Annotated in this window: 17 protein-coding genes, 2 tRNA genes and 1 other RNA gene; 16 read left to right on the plus strand and 4 right to left on the minus strand. The window is 43.8% G+C overall.

Annotated elements, in window-relative coordinates; translation table 11 throughout:
• Window positions 1-101 precede the first annotated feature (101 nt).
• The 7 genes from A7K50_RS10375 to A7K50_RS10405 all read left to right on the plus strand — a co-directional run bounded on the left by A7K50_RS10375 (window position 102) and on the right by A7K50_RS10405 (window position 4785).
• Window positions 102-176 (plus strand) — tRNA-Asn (locus tag A7K50_RS10375).
• Window positions 177-184: 8 nt separating this feature from the next.
• A tRNA-Ile gene (locus A7K50_RS10380) sits at window positions 185-259 on the plus strand.
• An 87-nt stretch (window positions 260-346) separates the two neighbouring features.
• The gene (locus A7K50_RS10385; RefSeq protein ID WP_119776321.1) at window positions 347-1189 is read left to right on the plus strand and encodes a class I SAM-dependent methyltransferase; all 843 of its coding nucleotides are present in this window, start codon (window positions 347-349) and stop codon (window positions 1187-1189) included.
• Window positions 1174-2328, plus strand: a complete 1155-nt coding sequence (locus tag A7K50_RS10390) for a Nif3-like dinuclear metal center hexameric protein (RefSeq protein ID WP_119776061.1) — start codon at window positions 1174-1176, stop codon at window positions 2326-2328. The genes A7K50_RS10385 and A7K50_RS10390 overlap by 16 nt, the downstream gene beginning before the upstream one ends.
• Before the next feature lie 383 nt (window positions 2329-2711).
• Window positions 2712-3076, plus strand: an RNA gene (gene rnpB / locus A7K50_RS10395) — RNase P RNA component class A.
• Window positions 3077-3479: 403 nt separating this feature from the next.
• On the plus strand, window positions 3480-3938 hold the full coding sequence (locus A7K50_RS10400) for a MarR family transcriptional regulator (RefSeq protein ID WP_119776063.1): 459 nt from the start codon (window positions 3480-3482) through the stop codon (window positions 3936-3938).
• A gap of 4 nt (window positions 3939-3942) precedes the next feature.
• Complete coding sequence (locus A7K50_RS10405; protein ID WP_119776064.1) at window positions 3943-4785, plus strand: DUF6544 family protein; 843 nt, start codon at window positions 3943-3945, stop codon at window positions 4783-4785.
• 45 nt (window positions 4786-4830) lie between these two features.
• Here A7K50_RS10405 and A7K50_RS10410 read toward each other — a convergent pair whose 3' ends face one another.
• Both A7K50_RS10410 and A7K50_RS10415 read right to left on the minus strand, forming a co-directional pair.
• Window positions 4831-5244, minus strand: coding sequence for a hypothetical protein (locus tag A7K50_RS10410; RefSeq protein WP_119776066.1), 414 nt, complete (start codon window positions 5242-5244; stop codon window positions 4831-4833).
• Window positions 5245-5372: 128 nt separating this feature from the next.
• Window positions 5373-5561, minus strand: a complete 189-nt coding sequence (locus A7K50_RS10415) for a hypothetical protein (protein ID WP_119776067.1) — start codon at window positions 5559-5561, stop codon at window positions 5373-5375.
• A 61-nt stretch (window positions 5562-5622) separates the two neighbouring features.
• Here A7K50_RS10415 and A7K50_RS10420 point away from each other — a divergent pair, with 61 nt between their 5' ends.
• From A7K50_RS10420 to A7K50_RS10455, 8 genes are all read left to right on the plus strand, one after another.
• Entirely contained in the window at window positions 5623-6744 is a 1122-nt protein-coding gene (locus tag A7K50_RS10420) for a sensor histidine kinase (RefSeq protein ID WP_119776069.1), read from the plus strand.
• A 17-nt stretch (window positions 6745-6761) separates the two neighbouring features.
• Window positions 6762-7433, plus strand: coding sequence for a response regulator transcription factor (locus A7K50_RS10425; RefSeq protein WP_119776070.1), 672 nt, complete (start codon window positions 6762-6764; stop codon window positions 7431-7433).
• Window positions 7434-7571: 138 nt separating this feature from the next.
• On the plus strand, window positions 7572-10478 hold the full coding sequence (locus tag A7K50_RS10430) for a molybdopterin-dependent oxidoreductase (RefSeq protein WP_243103733.1): 2907 nt from the start codon (window positions 7572-7574) through the stop codon (window positions 10476-10478).
• Window positions 10479-10492: 14 nt separating this feature from the next.
• Window positions 10493-11110, plus strand: coding sequence for a 4Fe-4S dicluster domain-containing protein (locus A7K50_RS10435; protein ID WP_119776074.1), 618 nt, complete (start codon window positions 10493-10495; stop codon window positions 11108-11110).
• Between the two features lie 16 nt (window positions 11111-11126).
• Window positions 11127-12311: an NrfD/PsrC family molybdoenzyme membrane anchor subunit gene (nrfD, locus tag A7K50_RS10440; RefSeq protein WP_119776075.1), complete on the plus strand. Its 1185-nt coding sequence runs from the start codon at window positions 11127-11129 to the stop codon at window positions 12309-12311.
• Window positions 12312-12427: 116 nt separating this feature from the next.
• On the plus strand, window positions 12428-13138 hold the full coding sequence (locus A7K50_RS10445) for a molecular chaperone TorD family protein (RefSeq protein WP_119776077.1): 711 nt from the start codon (window positions 12428-12430) through the stop codon (window positions 13136-13138).
• A gap of 30 nt (window positions 13139-13168) precedes the next feature.
• Window positions 13169-14311, plus strand: a complete 1143-nt coding sequence (locus A7K50_RS10450; protein ID WP_119776078.1) for a 4Fe-4S binding protein — start codon at window positions 13169-13171, stop codon at window positions 14309-14311.
• Between the two features lie 14 nt (window positions 14312-14325).
• On the plus strand, window positions 14326-15624 hold the full coding sequence (locus tag A7K50_RS10455; RefSeq protein ID WP_119776080.1) for a 4Fe-4S binding protein: 1299 nt from the start codon (window positions 14326-14328) through the stop codon (window positions 15622-15624).
• 214 nt (window positions 15625-15838) lie between these two features.
• Here the strand turns inward: A7K50_RS10455 and A7K50_RS10460 are convergent, their stop codons facing one another.
• Window positions 15839-16363, minus strand: a complete 525-nt coding sequence (locus tag A7K50_RS10460) for a demethoxyubiquinone hydroxylase family protein (RefSeq protein ID WP_119776081.1) — start codon at window positions 16361-16363, stop codon at window positions 15839-15841.
• A 253-nt stretch (window positions 16364-16616) separates the two neighbouring features.
• Here A7K50_RS10460 and A7K50_RS10465 point away from each other — a divergent pair, with 253 nt between their 5' ends.
• Window positions 16617-18203 (plus strand): LCP family protein, encoded by a 1587-nt coding sequence (locus tag A7K50_RS10465; protein WP_119776083.1) that lies wholly within the window; start codon window positions 16617-16619, stop codon window positions 18201-18203.
• Between the two features lie 432 nt (window positions 18204-18635).
• On the opposite strand, the gene A7K50_RS10470 is transcribed toward A7K50_RS10465, so the two are convergent.
• On the minus strand, window positions 18636-19430 hold the full coding sequence (locus A7K50_RS10470) for an ABC transporter permease subunit (RefSeq protein WP_119776084.1): 795 nt from the start codon (window positions 19428-19430) through the stop codon (window positions 18636-18638).
• Window positions 19431-19446: the final 16 nt, after the last annotated feature.

Consider the following 19446-nt stretch of genomic DNA (forward strand, 5'->3'; position numbering starts at 1 on the left):
GATTAAGAAAAGTTGAAATAAATCCACATAACGCAAGATAAAATTGATAAAACATGCTTGACCATCGCGCAATAATTCCGTATAATAAACGTCGCAGGCTTTCCTCGATAGCTCAACGGTAGAGCAATCGGCTGTTAACCGATAGGTTGCTGGTTCGAATCCAGCTCGGGGAGCCATATTTTTTGGGCCTATAGCTCAGCGGTAGAGCGGCCGGCTCATAACCGGTTGGTCCCTGGTTCGATCCCAGGTGGGCCCACCACCAAAAATAATGAATTTGAAATCAAAAACAAAACTCTGGTGCAAGCCGGAGTTTATTGTTATAGGGATGATAACATTGAGGAATACAATGATTTCAGGACAACAAGATAATAAGCTGGAAAATAAAACGGCTATAAAGCTTGGCTCCCGCCTGGAGACAATTGCGTCACTGGTGCCCGCCGGCGCCAGAGTTGGGGATATCGGTACGGATCACGCCTATCTGCCTGTCTATCTGGTACAGGCCGGAGTGATTTGCCAGGCGATCGGGGTAGATGTCCACAGAGGGCCTTATAAATCTGCCGTTGAGAATGTCAAAGCCTATGGACTGCAGGACAACATTCAGGTCCGGCAGGGAGACGGCCTGATTCCGCTGGAGTCCGGAGAAGTCGATACATTGGTCATTGCCGGTATGGGAGGTGTGACGATCCTTGAAATACTAGCCACGAAGCCGGACGTACTGCAGAGCGTCCAGACATTGATCCTTCAGCCGCAAGGCGCAGAAAACAGGGTTAGATTCGAACTGCTTTCCGAGGGTTGGAGGCTGAGCGAAGAATGTCTGACAGAAGAAGACGGCAGGCTGTATACCGTCATTTGCCTGTCCCGCTCAGAAGGCCTGGATAGAGAGGAAGTCGAGCAGCGGATGAAGCAGATCATTCAGGATATTGCTGCGGACTGTACCGGAGTGCCTGCGTTGGAAGCAGCAAAGGATCTGGAACAGATGCTGCGTAATTTTATCTGGCAACTCGGACCGCTGATCATTGAACGCAAAGAACCCCGGTTAAACGACATCATTGCCGACACTACGAGCAATCTCAAAAGAGTCGTTCTGGAAATGATGCGCACAAACAGGGCTGCAGTTTCCCAGAAAGCAGAACAGATCAGGCAGGAAATCGCCATGATGGAGGTAATAAAAAAATGGCTGTATCAGTAGGCCAGGTTGAACAACTTATCGAAAAGATAGCGCCGCGTTCCTGGGCAGAAGACTGGGACAATCCTGGACTCCTGGTCGGCAGCAGCGCCCAGCGCGTCAATAAGATGCTACTGACGCTGGACGGAACCATGGAAGCCGTCGAAGAAGCTGTTTCGGAAAAAGCTGAACTGATTATTTCCCACCACCCGCTGCTGTTTAAACCGCTGAAGAATCTCCGAATGGACAACCAGGCGGCATTGGTTCCCCTTTTGCTTTTCCGCAATGGGATCTCATTTTATGCTGCCCACACGAATCTGGATCAGTCGTATCTGTCATCGAGCCTGATGTTTGCGAAAATGCTCGGACTGCAGAAAACAGAGTTCCTGGAAACCACCTCTGCTGAGAAACTGATCAAGATCGTCACCTTTGTTCCGGAAGAACACGTCGAGACTATCCGGAAGGCTCTGACCACCGAAGGCGTCGGCAGTGGAATTACCGATGGCGAGCACAGTGATGCCTACAGCGAATGTTTCTTTCAGACGAACGGTGAAGGCATGTTCCGGGCGCTGGACGGAGCCGAGCCGACTATAGGAAAAGTTGGAGAGCTGATCAGAGTGCCCGAGATCCGACTCGAGAGCATTGTCGAAGAGCGCAGCCTTGGCAGGGCGGTGAAGGCTTTGCATAAGGCACATCCGTATGAAGAGCCCGCTTACGACCTGATACCACTCCGGAATACCGGAAAACCCAGAGGATACGGGGTGATCGGAACATTACCGAAACCTGTCAGACTAGCTGATTTGTGGGAAGGATTTCTGAAACAGCTTACGGAGAAGTATGGCCATGACTGTTCTTCAGTGCGATTGGCAGGAGATCCTGACAGAAAGATCAAAAAAATTGCCATATTAAATGGCAGCGGAAGCAGTTTTGTGGCGAAGGCTGCCTTTAAAGGCGCTGATTTATATATCACAGGGGAAATCGGCTACCATAACGTGCTGGATTGTCTCGAATCAGGTATGGCCGTTGGTGAGCTCGGGCATTTTCTTAGCGAAATCCCAATGATCCATGCGCTTTACGATTATATTAGAGCCGATCGAACAATGGATGACGTAGAACTGGTTATCAGCGCGGCGAGCAAAGTGCCGTGGTTGAAACGTGGATAAAGTTATTAACATGACAGAATTGTCTGAAAGATAAATTTATAGTTGACTCCAATAGTGCTCTGGTTGTTCTTGGACGGATGAGCATAAGACCTCAAGAGTTATGCACAATTTGTTCACAACTTGTGCATAACTAGGAATTAAAATAATTACAAAATTATAGGGAAAATTTGATTATAGTGTTATAAATTGTAGCTTGAATTTTGTTTTTGGAATGATATACTGTGATTACGCCGTAATTTGTCGAAGCAACTAATGTGAAACAAATCATTGCATTCCTGATATACGCTATATGAAATAGGCAACAAATTGATTACGGCGATTTACTTTAGATACGCTTAAGAATTATTTGACCAAACACAAATAATCTAGTAAGATTGGATAGCGAAGTCAACCGGATGGTCGCGGGGACAAGTGCCGAAAGGCCGTCTCTGAGGAAAGTCCGAGCTCCACAGGGCAGGGTGCCGGGTAACGCCCGGCGGAGGGAGATTCCCTTTGAGGAAAGTGCAACAGAGATATACCGCCGCTGCCAAGCGGTAAGGGTGGAAAGGTGAGGTAAGAGCTCACCGGCAGTCAGGTAACTGGCTGGCCCTGCAAACCCCACCTGGAGCAAGACCAAATAGAGGAACGATGGAGCTGCCCGCTCTGTTCCCGGGTAAGGTCGCTTGAGGCTGCCGGTAACGGCAGTCCTAGATAGATGATCATCACCTCACAAGAGGTACAGAACTCGGCTTATAGGTTGACTTCCGCTATATTTTCGGGTAACATCTTTCAATTAAACGAATTTTGGGCTGGCTGCCCTGTCTTATAACTTGGTCTGGGACCAAGTTTTTTTATTTATCAAAAAGGCTATAAGGATATAGAAATGCTGCAATTTAGTATTTTTCCTTGTTCCTTTCTGTGGATCTTCGGAATACGCCGGAAAAGATGTGGCAACCATCGCCTTGGACAATATGCCCGCCGCTTATCACAAAGGAAGAAAGAAGAAATGCGGCAAACCACTTATTTTAATAACCGTAGAATTTGCAAGCGCTTGCAAATTCTACAAATTGAGCAAAAGGATTGACAAATAGGTAACATATTACGTATAATAAAAACGTAATATGTTACCTATTTATATGGAGGCAGTCAAGAACGATCTGGAGGTGTATCAGATGGACGAAATGAAAAAGCAGGCCAATATTTTCGGAATGATCTTTGTTTTAGCTAACAGGCTACAAGTGCTCGGGGATGCTTTTGATCAGAATATTACCATTAAACAGTGGCTGTTCCTGGTTAGTGTGGCCCGTTTTGAAGAGCCGCCGACTGTAAGCGAAGCGGCTGATGATATCGGCTATTCCAGGCAGAATGCCAAGCGTCTGGCAGCGACACTCGCAGAACACGGATTTGTCACCATATCCAAGGATAAAAGTGATGCCAGAGCTTTGCGAATTATGCTGACTCCGAAATTTCACACCTATTTTGCGGCGCGCAGACAGCGGGAAGTAGAATTCATGCAGCAGATTTTTAGTGGATTCGACCCTGAACTAACGGATAGATTTTATCAAGGATTAGTCAAGATCAGTCGCAATATTGAAATGATGGAGAATGAAAATGAAGAGATCAAGGAGTAAAAAAATGATAACGTTAGGTGTTATTGCAGGTATTCTTGCAGCGATTATTTTGCTGGCCGTCGTTTACTTTATCCAACCTTATTCGTCTTTAAAATCAGACTTTAATAAGGCGGCTATCCAACTTATTTCCAAGACCCAACCGGAAACAGAAATCTTTACCGAACAGGATATTGCCCATCTGCCTGAGCCTGTACAAAAATATTTTAACCACTGCGGCTATATTGGTACTTCCAAAATGTCCTGGATGAAAACCGAATTTAAAAGCGTACCTTTTTCCACCGGCGTGGATAAGGCAACGCTTACCATTGACTATACGCAGTACAACTTTGTTGAAACGCCAAACCGTTTGGCTTTCATTGACAGTGCGATGTACGGAATTCCTTTTCAGGGCTTCGACAGCTACAATCAGGGCGTGGGCTCCATGAAAGGCGTGATCGCCAAGGCCTTTACGCTGTTTGACCAAAAGGGTGTCGAAATGGATAAGGCCTGTCTGGCAACGGTGCTCGCAGAGAGTTTGTATGTACCGAACATTGCCTTACAAGACTACATCACTTGGGAAGCGATTGACGATACGCATGCTAAAGCGTCGATTACTTCCTTCGGCATAAGCGCGAGTGGCATCTTTACCTTCAATGAAGCGGGAGAAATGCTTGAATGCACCACCAATGACCGAATGGCTGTAGGTTTTGACGGCAGTAAGCAAAGCATCCCCTGGTCTGCGGTATATGAAGGTTATGAGAGGAATGAGAACGGCATCTTCAAACCGACCATTTTAAAGGCAGTCTGGCATTATCCGGAAGGTGATCTGATTTATTTTAACGGGGAAATTTTATCTTCATCGACGTAAATAAAACCGTTATGTAAAAGTCCTCGTCTAACAATCCAAAAATATTTATCGTTTAGCTTCAAGCCGTTCTAGTCTTTCAGAAACACGTTGATTCGTTTCGATCTGGCTCTCGCGGAAATCGAATAAAGCATTGACTTTTCCAGAAAGATCATGCTCCACACGCGCTTGGCTTTGGCGAATATGGATGATGTCCCCCTTAATTGTTTGGATGTCCTGCTGCATCTGCTCCTGGCTAACAGCAATTGCATCTATACTCGTCCAGATTTGCTGCTGGCCTGCCTTGAGCTGTTGCTGATCAGAGAGAAGCTGCTGCTGGCCTGCCTTGAGTTGTTGCTGATCAAAGTAAAGTTGCTGCAGCCCTTCTTCAAACCGATCCTGCCGGTTATCAAGTTGTTCCATTCTGTTCCCAAGAGAACTCAATTGATTTAGTACCAGTTCCTGAAATTGATCGTTATCCATCTGTTTTACCTCCTTTCAGTAATTTATTTCCTAACATCCTTATTATACCATATAATGGAATATATATGGGAACATATGTTTGTGCAAAATATTTTGTTTTTGCCTTTGGACAAAGAGATAAGTACATTTTACAGTGTTTCTAGTGTAATGAAAACGGCTCGGACCCTTTGATATGAGCTTATTTCAAAATCAATTTTAAATTCAATCGCCTCCCCGATAATGCTCCCGGTAATGTCGGCAATACTCGCTGTGATTACCGGGATATCTATGTTATGTTCACAAAAGCTCAGTTTGTCAAGGTTTGTAACGTTTTTCACGACAGAAATCATCTGAATTATATTTTATAATAAGATAAAGATATAAAAAAGGAGGGATATCGTGTCGGAGAATAAACTATTATTGTCATTTTTACTGGAGCTAAGTGAAGCCCTGTCGAATTATGGGCAACTGCGGATCCAAGAAGAACTGCCGAAGTTATTTTGCGAAGTTATCAAGGCAGATGGTTGTGCGGTTTATGTGCAAAAGATTAATAACTATATTTTACATAAACAATATTCTTCTTCGGCCTCTTCTCACTTTGCTTCTTCCTGGCGGCAGATCGGATGGAATTTATCGACTGCTGCCGTATATATTGACGCTCCAGAAACAGCCGGTCGCTATTTTCAGGGCGGAATCTGGCAGAGATGCCTGTTGTTGCCTTTGCTAAGAGAAGATAAGATTGAGGGAGTTTTGCTGGCAGGCTGGGCGGGGGCCTCTCCTTTAGACGGCTTATTACAGGAAGAGCTACGGCTATTGCAGCCTATATCCCAGCTTTTATCAGATATTTATTGCACCACGCATTTGATCACAGCCTTGAAAGAGAGAGAAAAATCCCTGTCCATCCTTTATCAAAAAGCTGAACAAGAGCTGGAAAATGGCCGCAGACAGGTATCTCTGGCCCTTCATGATGAGGTCGGACAAGTGCTGACCTCCATATTGCTTCAATTGAATATTCTGCAACAATCAGAGGATTTAGACTATGTGAAAGGGCGTCTCGGTGGTCTTTCTCATATTACGCAGCAAACGCTTGAGGAAGTCCGGCGTATTTCTCATAATTTGCGGCCTGCTCTATTAGAAAATTTAGGTTTACAGGCGGCGTTGGAATCTCATATCAAGGAATACACAGATTCTACGGGAATTGCGGTAGAGTTCAGGCACCATAATCTGGAGGAACGCTTACCCGATGATGTGGAGATCATCGTTTACCGGGCGGTGCAGGAAGGACTGACCAATGTCGCCCGTCATGCCGGAGCCAGTTCCGTTATGATTAATTTGACGGTAAAAGGCAACAAACTTCTGCTGCAAATTGAAGATAATGGTAAAGGCATGGAAGAAAGAAAAAGCAGTGGCCTTGGTCTTTTGGGGATGGAGGAGCGGGTGAAGCTGGCTAAGGGTAAATTCTGGTTGCTTAATCAAAAGGATCAGGGATTAACTCTCAATATTTTACTGCCCTTGGTTTAAGCAAGTAGGAGGTTAGCATGGAAAAGCAGACAACAATTTATTTGGTAGACGACCATAAACTGTTGCGGGACACTCTGCGGATGTTCCTGGAAAGTAAAGCGAATATTCGGGTGATTGGTGAGGCAGGCAATGGAGCCGATGCGGTTGAGGAAGTACTCTATTTGCAGCCGGATTTGGTACTAATGGATATTACCCTGCCTGATTTTGACGGAGTAGAAGCCACGGCCCGAATTATCAAAGGTCTGCCGAATATTAAAGTGATTGCTGTTACCATGCATCCGGAACAGCTTTATTTGCTAAAGTTCCTCGAAGCCGGCGGGATGGGGTATCTTCATAAATCAGCGGCTGACCGGGATCTGCTTAAGGCGATTGAGCAAGTCCAGCGGGGTGAGGTTTTCTTAAGCACAGATGGTGTGCAGGTAATAGCCGGCAAATACAGGGTTCAGAGTTCAATTCCATCGGCAGTACCTCAGAAGGAAATATCCCCTGAGGTTCTATCTTCCAGAGAAAGACAGGTACTTGGTTTGCTTTCCCATGGGTATAGCGGTCGGGAAATTGGTGAGATACTTTTTTTATCCGCCAGTACCGTTGAAACTTACAAACGGCGTATCAGTGAAAAGCTGAAATTGTTCAAGAAAGCGGATTTAGTGGAATACACCATCCGTCATAAAATATTTGAAGATATGTAGCAGTTGTCATGGAATACGTGACCAAATAGGGAAAGAAGATCGATGGTTCTTCATGACAGACAGATAAATCTCTTTTTTATAAACTAAAGTCAAATTGTATGCGCGTACGATTTAAAGGAGTTGTTTTTGGTGAGATGGATGAAGGAAAACAAAGGAGCAAAGGAAGCTGAAATAATCGTAGCTGTTCCCAATGTCTGGCTGCGGCTGCCGATTGTCGATTTGCTTTTCTTGATGAGGAAAGGGTATATTCACGTCAAAAGCCTAATGGAATTATATGAAAGGGTGGAAAAAAAATCCGGCGGTATCTTAATTATTGATATTTTCGCCTATAAGGAAAGCTGTCCAGATACCATAGCCCGCCTCAAAACGGAAAACCCCACGCTTACAATTGTTCCTCTCCTTTCCAGGGACGAGTTAGTCTATGCTCATTATTTAGAAAGCATTGACGCTTGTTTCATTGTTGAAAAGGAAAAAGCGGATAAAATGCTTTTGCCTGCCCTTCACCAAGCCTTGCAAAAACAACAAATGCTTTTAAACGAAAAGGAGGTAAATTTGATGGGAAAAGAAGATGGAAACATTCTGAGGAGAAATTTTGGCAGAAGAACCTTCCTTAAAGGCACGGCGGCTGCGGCAGCGATGGCTGGCGCGGTTGCGGCGTCTCCGGGAAGTACGGTACTGCAGGCTTTGGCTGCAGGTGATGACGCGCAAACTACTAGCCCAGAGGAGCAAATTTTCGCGGGTGCTTGCCCATCCTGTTGTGAGGGCGGCTGCAGCCTCAATGTACATGTCAGGAATGGGAAAATCGTTAAAACATCTAAACGGGATTTTCCAGATAAGAAATGGAATCGTATTTGTGGAAAAGGTCTCTCACATGCGCTACGTACCTATGAAGAAAGACGCCTGAAATATCCGATGCGAAGAGTCGGGGAGCGTGGTGAAGGTAAATGGGAGCAGCTTTCGTGGGATGAAGCCATTCAATATATTTGTGAAAAATGGAAAGGCTATCTGAGTGAGTATGGTGGTTCCAGTATTAGCTATTCATTTGCTGGAGGAAATTCAACAGTTTGCGTAAACAATTATTTAAAGAGGCTGTTTAATTGGATGGGGGGAACCTTTGTTTTTCATATGCTTGATATGGCGGCGGTGGACGCTCCAGGCAGAGCAGTTGGCTACGGGCCTTGGTTTTTCGGGAATAGTCTTACCGATATAATGAACTCCAAATACATCTTTATATGGGGGACCAATCCTACCTCGTCATACAAGCAGAATTGGCATTTTGTGCAGGAAGCTGCTGAAAACGGGGCAAAGGTGATTGTTATTGACCCAAATTATACAATTACAGCATCTAAAGCAGACAAGTTTGTACCGATTCGGATGTCTACCGATGCTGCGTTAGCTATGGCGATGATTAATATTGTTGTCAAGGAAGGTTTGGCAGATAAGGAATTTATTGCTCAAAATACCGTTGGCCCCTTCTTGGTAAAAGAAAGCGATGGTTTATATTTGCGCCAGAGTGATCTTGGAGGAGCAGCTAATGCTGAAAATAACGCGATTGTTGTCCGAGGAGCCGACGGGAAAGTTGGTTTGCCTTCGGAAATTCCCAACCCCGTTATTAATGGCACGTTTGAGATTAATGGCATTAAAGTAACCACGGCATATGATTTGCTGTTGGAAAGAACAGCCGAATGGACTCCCGAAAAAGCCTCTGAGCTTTGCGACATTCCTGTAGAGACCATCTATGAACTTGCTCGTATGTATGCTGCCGGTCCCACTTGTTTATATGCTTCTGAAGGAATTGACCATATGGGCAATGCGGCACCAGCTTATGCGGCGATGTATGCTTTGGCTATGGTAACAGGTCAATTGGCGAAGCATGGAGCTGGTGTTAGTGGTGTTCAGGGCCTGTGTTTAGGATCGATGTTCGATTGTTCAAGTATTATCTACCCACCTGGGAAAGTTCCAGGGCCAACTATTCCTTCACTTAAGTTACTTGATATTTTGAATGAAGGCATGTATGCTGGTAAACCCATGGCTATAAAAAGTTTATTTGTATCCACTGCAAATATACTTCGAGCTCAGGCCGAGAGAAAATCTTGGATTGAAGTATTCAATAAGCTGGACTTGGTTGTTGTCGCCGATCAATATATGAGCGATACCGCCAAACACGCAGATATCGTTTTACCTGTATGCGGATACTTTGAATATGAGAGCGTACTCACTATGTTTAACCCATTTGCTAAAATGACTGAAAAGGCAATAGACCCTCTTTATGAGAGCAAACCCGATTTGGAAATCATCAATTTACTAGGAAAAGGTATGGGTTTTGGTGATGAGTTCGTTGTTACCAGAGATGAGTTTTACACAAAACTTATGGATAGCGATGCCTGTAAGGCGGTCGGTATTAGCTGGGAGAAATTGAAACAAGAAAAGACAATGCGCTATATGTCGGATGATTATGTTCATGGAGCAGCAGGTGTTACATCCAGTGGAGGAGCCGCATTTATGACAGGTGCAGAAGTTCACGCCGGAAGTGGTACTTTCCCGACGCCTACCGGACGTGCCCAATTCTATCAGGAAGCCTTTAAACCCTATATCGATTATGGTCAGAAAATTGATCAGAAAAAGGAAAGCCTTCCTTATTGGGAACCGCCAATAGAAGCTTGGCCTGATAAACCGTTGTTTTCCAAATATCCTTTAATCTTCGCCACAGAACGGAGTAGATTAAAAGCAAATACTGGTTATACACATGTTCAGTGGTTATTAGAAATAATGCCAGAACCTTTTATAAAGATTAATCCTCAGGATGCGGCTGTGCGTGGGATTGTTCAAGGAGATACAGTAAAGATAGTCAATGACCGGGGTTATATGGTTTTGAAGGCATTTGTGACTCCGGCTGTTCGTCCAGGAGTGGTAGTTGCAAACCATGGGTTTGAGCATGATCAGTTTATTGATGGAGACGAAGCTGATTTAACCTCCAGAGCGATTAATCCTGCGGTTCCCAATAATGCCTATTTCGACACATTGTGCGAAGTTAAAAAAATGTAAAGGAGGAATAAACAATGCGTTATGGAATGGCGATAGATTTAAAACGTTGTATTGGTTGTCATGCCTGTGCGGTGGCATGTAAGTCCAATAACAACTTGCCTAATCATATTTGGTGGAACAAGGTATTGACCGTTGGCGGAGAAGGAATGGATACGGCATCGGGCACATACCCAAATGCAAAAATACAGTATGTACCGATGAACTGTCAGCACTGTGAAAATCCTGCTTGTGTCAAAGCTTGTCCTGTAGGAGCTACCTACAAACGGGAAGAGGATGGCATTGTCATTCAGAATTATGATAAATGTATTGGCTGCCGGATGTGCATGGTGGCCTGCCCTTACAGTGCCCGCAGCTTTAATTGGAGCAAGCCGGAGTATTATTTAGAGCATACGCTGGGTGATATCGATGCCCCGGTGCATCAGTATAATGTGGTGGAAAAGTGTACTTTTTGCGTGAACCGGATTGCCAGAGGTGCAGAGCCGGCGTGTATGGAGCTTTGTATCGGTCGTGCCCGCTACTGGGGAGATTTGGATGATCCGAACAGTGAAGTCAGCAAAGCGATCCAAGGCCGCAACTATGTCAAGATGCTTGAAGAAAAAGGTACCGGCCCGTCCGTGTACTATTTAACTTAAGAAAGGGGCTAATAAAATGAATGCAAAAGTGGCGAAGCAAGGTGGTTCAAAACTTTGGTTGATTATTTTCGCCCTTCTGTCAGTGATTGGCCTGGCTTGCTGGGTTTTGCAGCTGACCAAGGGTTTGCAGCTAACCAATTTGGATAACAATAATTGCTGGGGACTTTATATTATCGGGTTCATGCTTTTCACAGGTATAGCAGCAGGTTCTCTGATCTTTTCCTCCTCGGCCTACCTTTTCCAAGGGATGGCGGAATATAAGCCTTTTACAAGGATAGCGGCCTTCGTCGGGGCTATCGGCAGTGTAGTTGCCGCTGGACTCTTCATCATTGTGGATATCGGCAATCCGGAAAGAGTCTGGAATATTATTCTTAGCGCTAATATTGAATCCCCAATGTTTTGGGATACTGTGATTTTAGCAGCCTATGTTGTTATCGGCATTGTATTTACACGCCAGTTAATTATGGCGGAACAGGGCGAAAAAGAGGAGAAGGCCTTGTACGGCATTTCTCTGGTAGCCTTTATTGCCGGTTTATTAGTAACGGTTACCTCCTTCGCCTTCTCGATGCAGGTAGCCAGACCCTTGTGGAATAACCCGGTAGAACCGCTGTCATTTTTGGCGGCAGCCCTAGTGGCAGCGTTGGCATTACTGATTATCCTCTTTGCGATACTTAATAAGAGCGGTTATATAGAGATAAGCAACGAAAAACTATCTAAACTGGGCAAGCTGGCCGGAGCATTTCTCGCGGTCGAATTGATGGTAGTCTTCGGTGAAGCAGCGATCGGTTTGTATGCCGGTGCTGGAGATGAATATAAGATCCTTAACTGGTTGGTACTCGGTAAAGGGGCACCACTCTTCTGGATAGAACTAATTGCTATTGCAACAGGTGTGGTTCTCCTGATCAACAAGGGAACGCTCGTCGCAGGAGCGGGGGTCGGGATTCTTGCGATCTTCATGATTAAATACACACTTTTACAGGCCCAATTACTTAATCCACTGCTTTCTTATCCCGGTCCTGAAGGTTACGTTAGCGGTCAGGGAATCTACCTACCTTCAATAATTGAAATCGGACTAGCAGTAGGTATTATAGCCTTGGGTTGTCTACTGGTCATGATCGGTCTCGATAGACTCAATCTCGGGTCAAAGTCTAATCAAAGTTTGGATAACCATAGGCTTGGCGCGAGATCTGAGCAGGCTTAGTCAGAGAATATCTCTTTTCGGCAAACCGGCAGGCTGATTGGTTTCAGCCTGCCGGTAAAGCAATTAATAATTAAGCGGTAAAATCTTCAATATAGAAAATGGATAGGAGAGAAAAAATGGTAAACACGCAAGAAGTAAACACGCAAGAACAAGAAATTCGAAGATCTTTGGCAGCATCCGATATGTATCAATTGTTGTCTATGTTTTTTCGCCTACCCACAGTGGAAATGGCTACTGCCTTGTTAAACGGAAGTCTAGCGGAAGATGTTATAGCTATTTACTGCGAGCTGAATTTCTCAATAGAAGAGATTCAACACATTAAAACCAAATTTACAACGTTCCAGAATGATGAAAAGACAAAGGAAGAGCTTCTTACAGAGATACGCCAAGAGTATACACGATTGTTTACCAATCCGAAAAAACCGGCAATGGATATCTATGAAACATTGTTTTGCTTTAATCCCGAAAAGAATGAAGGAAGCCCCAGTCTTTTCATTAGCCCGGCGGCTCTTGATGCAGAGCGTTGTTATAAGAAGGCTGGACTGATGATGACTAAGGAGGTCAACGAACCTGGTGACCATATGTCGACTGAGATGGAATTCATGATGTATCTTTATCTGGAAAAGGCCAGAGCCTTACAGGAAAACAATCAAGAAAAACTTGATAGGAGAGAGGCGGAAATCCAAGAATTTTCAGAAGTACATTTGAAGAAATGGGCAAAACAGTTCTTTAATCATTGCATTACCTTAAGTAACAGCGAGGTTTACCGTACTCTCGGAGAAATAGGAAGCGCTTTTATGCGAGAAATGCTGGTTAAAAACTATTAAAATTTTCTCCTAAGAAATAGGGGTGTTTGCATGAGATTCGAAAAAGGTTTTTCGATTAAGATAGCCGAGAATAGATGTTTAAACCAGACTCATCATGCAGTAGAATGCAATCATTGCATAGAGAATTGTCCCTCAAAGGCTATTTTATTACATGAACATAGCGTCTATCTGAATAAAGACTTATGTTGTGGTTGTGGGTTATGTTTTAATGATTGTCCAACCCAGGTCTTTAGCTCCAGTCTATGGGATGAGACCTCAATAGTGGAAGAAGTAGAGGAACAGAAATGGAAAGCTACAGAGTTTTTTTGTGGTAAACATTCGTCTCCTTTTAATAAAGACAAGACGTGGGAAATGGGAGCAGTACAATTACCGGCTTGTCTAAGTATGATTTCTAAGGGAGCTTGGTATGAATTCGGCTTAAAAACAGCAATTGAACTCCATTTGGACCAGTGTGAGGGGTGTTCTATGTCTCGCACTTTATCCCGGTTGGACTTCAATGTAGGGACAGCGGCTGAATGGTTGGAGGCTTCAGGGTGTACACCGGAAATCAACTATATACACCAGAGTAGTAAGGGCAAAACCAAAAAAAATCTTAAAGCAATCGAAACCGGACTCAAAGTTACTTCACGACGGGATTTGTTTTTGTCTGTGATAGGCAAAGGCAGGCAGATAAGCGAAAACATACGTAACAATACAAAATCTTTCTCTAAGGAACGTGATCAAGAACGACGAAATAGTTATTTGCCTGATTGGCAGAAACGTCTGGCTGAAGTGTATCCTAATAACAGGATTAAAGGCGCTTCTCCAGCTTATTGGCCAACAATTAAAATAAATGACAAATGCGTAAATTGTGGAATGTGTACTAATTTTTGTCCCTCAAAGACCTTGAAAAATACTGTAGAAGGCGGTATCTGTACGCGCTATTTTACCAGTGGGTTGTGTTTGGACTGCCGGATTTGCCAATTGTTTTGTCCGAGAGAGGCTATAAGCAGAGACAGGGAAAAAGTTGAGAAACCCTTTGAAGCAACTACACTCTTCAGTGCGGCTGCTATAAAATGCCGGCGATGCACGAGTATTACCTTTGATAATACCAGGCATTTATGTTATTGGTGCCGGGAAGAAACCGCTATTGATGATGAGATTAAAGAAAAATACAGAAAACTATTACTTTAGATGGTGGGAGTTAAGTGAATAAGGAGAAGCAAAGAGACAAAAAGCTCATAGGTATTATGGTATTGCTACTCATTTTTGCTGTCATTTATCAACATTTTGCTAACGAAAAAGACACCTTGTCGGTTCTAAGACAGGGAGAACCGGCGGCAGCACGTTTTGAAAATGCAGGTGGAAACTATCCCAGCTATAAATTATGGGATGCCCAAGAAAACTTTTTGGGATACGGTGTAATCGCCGGTGCTTCTGGTTATGGCGGCAAACTCTCAGTACTCAGTGTCTTGAATCCAGCAGGACAAATCACCAAGGTTTCTCTAACCGAAAATAGTGAAACGCCTTTGTACTTGAATAAAGTCCTAGCCACCGGATTTTTGCAAAAGATTCTTGGAAGAAATCCTGAGCAAGGATTTGGGGATATCAATGCGGTGTCCGGAGCAACCATAACTTCGGAAGCGATTATTGCTGCGGTGCAAAAGGGTTCGGTCCAAATAGCGAATGAGCAACTGGGTATGAAAATTCCCAACGATGATGGCGTTAATCCAACCTGGAAGGATATGGCGGCCCTAGCCTTAGTTTTGACGGCAATCATTTGCTCTGCCAGAAAGATTAAAAAGTTACGCCCATGGCTGTTATTTTTATCCGTAATTTTCATTGGATTTATTTTAAATAATTCTTTAACTTTCAGTAACTTTGTCAGTCTTTTCTCGGGTAACCTGCCGTCATTTGTAGAACGCCCGATTTGGTACCTGATGGTGCCCGGTATCCTGATTATTACGCTGTTCCGGGGGGAGAATTTTTATTGCAGTTGGCTTTGTCCTTTTGGTGCGGTTCAGGAGGGAATATATCGCAGTCTAAACCTGTTTAAGTTTTCCCCTTCTCAAAACATCCAATCAAAAGTCGGTAAATATCGCTGGTGGATGTTGTGGGTAGCGGCCATGACCGCGTTAATTTTTAATAATGCCGGGATTGCCAGCTACGAACCGTTCTCTGTTTGCTTTGACGGCAGTGGGAATATCGCTCAATGGATCATCATGTCGATCATCCTGTTGATGTCGATTGCTTTGTTTCGTTTCTGGTGCCATAGTTTTTGTCCAGTAGGTTTGATGCTGGATTTTATGGCGCGCCTTCAACGGAAATTGAAGAGAAAGAAAACAGAGATTAGGGAAAATGCAAATTGTAATCACTGCGACAATGCTTCTTGTCCCCAAAAGATTTCCGGGATGAGTCGACAGGATAAGTTATACCTTGTTCTTGTTTCCATAGTAAATATAATCATTCTTATTGCTTTATTACTTAATATTAGCAGTATGTCCTAGTTTAGATTCACAAAAAAAGCATGGGTATCGGAATGTCCGAACTCATGCTTATATTCATAACTGGGATAAAAACAGGCGTATTGCCATCTTCATCTGACATCAAATATTTTCCTTCTGTTATGAAAAAATTTTAAAGATTAGTTTGAATCTAGTATTCAGTTATTATTAACATTGGATAGCGTAAACGGTTTTGAATTAAAGTAAACAAAATGATTCAGATCAAACGTACATTCATGTTCACGGTTGGATGATCTTCGATGGGATTTTGGATGAGATTATTACTATAGGATTTTTGGGATTTTTGGTGTTTTAGATACTGAGCATAGTGTTGCAGCCATAAGGCATGAAATTCCTTATCAATCTTAAAGTCTATGAGCTTATCTAATAAATCTGAATTTAGGTTTTCTTCTATTAAGTCAGCGTATATTTCCAATATCTGATTTTCTAAGGCAAACCCAATCTTACAGATATTTTCCTGCCCGGCTAATTCAATCGCCTCCCCGATAATACTCCCGGCAATGTCGGCAATACTTGCTGTGATTAGCGGGATGTTTACGTTATGTTCACGAAAAAGCTCGGTAAAAAATTCAGCATGCTTTTTATCAGCTTCGACGATTTTAAATAGAGCTTTGTTAAATATCGGGTCATCGCTTTCAGATAATTGGGAGTGATAATAATGGATCTGAAGGTTCTCCAACTCGTAGATCTTTTTTAATTTTGCTGTTCGTTTTTCATCCATTTTAAATCTCCTATAGAAGAGTAAGTGTTCATTTAGAAGAGTAAGTATTCATTAGTCTTCTCTGGTTTTGTAAAAATTATTTGCCAACGATCTCTCAAATTGCATGCCGAGAGTAATGGTACTATCTCTAAAATCAGATCAAATCATTTCACTAAGTAAGAATGTTGGATACTGCGGATAAAATTTATCGCTTGGTTGGCAGAATAACAAAAAATTGGTATTGCTCCCCGCGGTAATAAGTGGTATGTTTTTTATGGCACAAAATCAAAATGGGGTGAATGTAATGGTTGAAAAAAAGAGAAAGAAGAAAAAACTGAAAAAAGTTTTTATGATCATAGCACTGATAATCGCAGGCATTGTTGCCGGGACGGCAGCATTTGCCTTCTATTTCGCTAAGGGAGGCAATCTGCCCGGCGACAGTGTGAATTTGAACAATCGGGTCAGTATTCTTTTGATCGGGACCGATAAAAGGCCAGGGGCAAGTTCTTACAATTCGGACTCGATCATCGTAGCCAGCTTTGATCCGAAGACGAAACTCATTTCGTTACTGTCCATTCCGAGAGACACCCGGGTAACACTTCCCGGATCAAAAAACTATTGTAAAATCAATGCTGTCCCCATGTTAAAAGGGATCCCGGAGCTGGAAAAACAAGTTACCGAACTGACCGGTATTGAGCTGGACGGCTATGTCCTGACGAATTTTAATGGGTTCAAGGATATGATCGATACGCTGGGCGGGATCACCATTGACGTGGAAAAAAATATGAAGTATGAGACCGGGGATAAAGAGGACGGCTATATCAACCTGAAAGCAGGGGTGCAGGAATTAGACGGGACCAAGGCACTCCAATATGCCCGTTTTCGTCATGACGCAACGGCCGACATCGGAAGAACCGCCAGGCAGCAGAAAGTGCTGACCGCTGTAGGCAAAAAAATGCTTCAGCCCGCCACCATATTAAAACTGCCCAAGCTGATCCCGGAATTAATGAAGGCCGTAGAAACAGACTTGTCTCTGAAAGATCTCCTAAAGCTCGCCGGGGCGGCCAAGTCTTTTGAAGATGCAACGATCGTGACCCAAACACTGCCTGGCGATGCGATTAATCTTGACGGGTTAAGCTACTGGGAGGTAAACAGGGACGCGGCCAAAGAAGTAGCTCAGAACCTTCTTTTAGGTAAAACCACTGATAAAGTCTGGGACAGCACGGTCCTTACCTCCTTGGATCCGGAAGTTAAAGCCCACCTTGCGGCCCCGTCTACGGCAGCTGCGATTGATATACCGGAAATACCCGGGGTAACGGCACCTGAACCGGGAGCGATACCCGTGATAACGATCCAAACGGAGCAGTATTCGGGGACAATCACCTGGTTGCCTGCCGACAGTACCTTTGTTGCAGGTCAGGAATATACAGCGACGATTACGCTCGTTCCTAAAGCAGGGTATACCTTAAAAGGTGTCAGTGCGAACTTCTTTACCGTACCGGGAGCAGCAGCGCATAATGCTGCAGGATCCGGGGTCATTACGGCAGTGTTCAAGGCGTTACCACCTATAACGTCAGCAGCCACCATCGACATTTCGGGAATAGCCGGGGTTACACCGCCTGCACCGGGAGCGGCACCCGTGACAGCAATCACCGAAACGGAGCAGTATACGGGGACGGTCACCTGGACACCGGCCGACGCCTCCTTTGTGGAAGGTCAGCAATACACAGCAACTATCACGCTGGCTCCGAAAGAAGGATATACTGTGGAAGGAATTAACGTAAACTATTTCACAGTGCCGGGCGCAACAGCGACAAATGCGGCCGGTTCGGGGGTCATAACGGCAGTATTTCCACTATGATGTCGAATATCAATACTGTATGAACATCTGTTGAAGCCGGCACATAGTCGTGATAAGTAGTGATCAGGTTTCTTGTCATAACCTTCGGGCAAGGCACATTGTCAACGGAAGTAACCGGTAACACAGGCAAAATAATTTGCAGGAAACCGATGCAGTTTCGACTGTAACTGAAAATTCCAGTTTGTATATCATATGTTTTGAGACAAGATATTTCAGGCTTCGATCGATATTTTCCTTCTGTTACGAAAAAATTGATGAACAATGACATGTTCATCAATTTTTTATTTTATATATATCAGAAAGAGGGTGCAAAGTTCGTCTAGGGTAAGGTTAGGACTCTCTGGAAAGAATGTGACTTTTTCCTGAGCTCACTCGTTTTATGGATGAAAGGAGAATTTACTAACTTGTAGATGAAATTACCCGGCTGAAGGATTAAACGTGCAAATCCCTTTTTCGATAAAAGATATAGGTGGAGATACAAAAGATAGAAACAAGCCCAAGCGAGAGTATGACAGCCGTTAGGTCGAGCCCATTGCCCTCTGCCAAATGAACATAACTAAAATATTTAAAAGGCGAGAGTAGGTTAAGAGCGTTCAGCTTGTCTGTTATATCCGTTATTTTGGATATCACGAATGCAGTGAAGAGTATCCCTGCGGCAAGGGAACCCGAAGTTTTCGGATTCTTGAGGAAAGCCGACAGTGCTGTTCCAAGTGAAAGGAAGATAAGCTGAACGATGAACATGCTCAACATGAACATTACTATTTCACTTGAAATGTCATTTCCCTTATTGTAAGCAGCGACCATAACAAGGGAAGAAACAAGCGTTACAATATTCAGAATGACCACATTCACAAAGGCTGCAAGAAGCTTGGAAGTGATAATGGTATCTCTTGAGACGGGCTTGATCATCAGGAATTCGGTTGTCTTATCTCGTTCCTCTTTAGCAATTATGCCGGCTCCTAGCAAAACAGCATGGATGGCAGCTGCAATCTCAATGTAAAGGAACAACATTGCAAAATACCCGGACATCGTGGTTACATCGAATGAGCCCATTCCCAACAGCGCTTTGATGGAGTAGGGGATATTTTCAAAAATTTTGTTGTACTGTCCGCCTGCCGAATAGGCCGTATATTTGCCCATGCCGCTTAGAACCCCCAAAAACATACAAACGCTCCATATGATCAACGCTTTTTTATTGGCCTTTAATTCTCTTAAAAAAACATTCATGATCCGACCTCCCTTT

The organism is Dehalobacter sp. MCB1, from assembly GCF_003590275.1.
Classification (GTDB): domain Bacteria; phylum Bacillota; class Desulfitobacteriia; order Desulfitobacteriales; family Syntrophobotulaceae; genus Dehalobacter.